This is a genomic window from Glaciecola sp. SC05 (assembly GCF_041380235.1).
In the GTDB taxonomy this organism is placed as follows: Bacteria; Pseudomonadota; Gammaproteobacteria; order Enterobacterales; family Alteromonadaceae; genus Glaciecola.
The window spans coordinates 1-433 of sequence record NZ_JBGIYY010000061.1 but is presented as its reverse complement, the minus strand read 5'-3'; the positions used below and the strand labels follow the sequence as shown (position 1 = coordinate 433).

Annotated in this window: 1 protein-coding gene; it reads right to left on the bottom strand. The window is 43.0% G+C overall.

What is annotated here, in order from left to right; all coding sequences use genetic code 11:
- Positions 1-433, bottom strand: a 433-nt coding sequence (locus AB9H30_RS19380; protein ID WP_371196438.1) for a hypothetical protein, incomplete at both ends; no start/stop codon positions are given.

Sequence of the window (433 nt, the reverse complement as noted above, 5' to 3'; positions counted from 1 at the left end):
ATGCCAAAACGGGGTATCTCCTTTTATTCCGTGCTTGTCCTCTATGATATTTGTATCAATAAAAGAGCGTAACTGGTTTAACAATGAGTCTTGAAGACGCCATAAATGACTGGCACTTGTTGCAAACAGCTCAAGTGAGCTGTCGTTAATGTAGCCAGTCATGTCTTGATTGTCAGGCAACAGCTCCAACCATTTGTTATTCGTCACGGCAAAAGACTTTAATTGCTTCTGTAGTGAGATGTGCTCGGCAATACTCTCTTTACATTGAACGTATGCCGCCTTTATCGCTTCAAGTTTGGCTTGGGCCGCTTGACGCTTTTTCAGCGCCGCTTCAATCAAATGCTCTAAGGCTTTAATACTAGCATTTGTGGTTTCTGCTTCATGTAAAAGCTCAGACACGCGTCTCTGCGCATAATCGGCATTATTTAAGGCA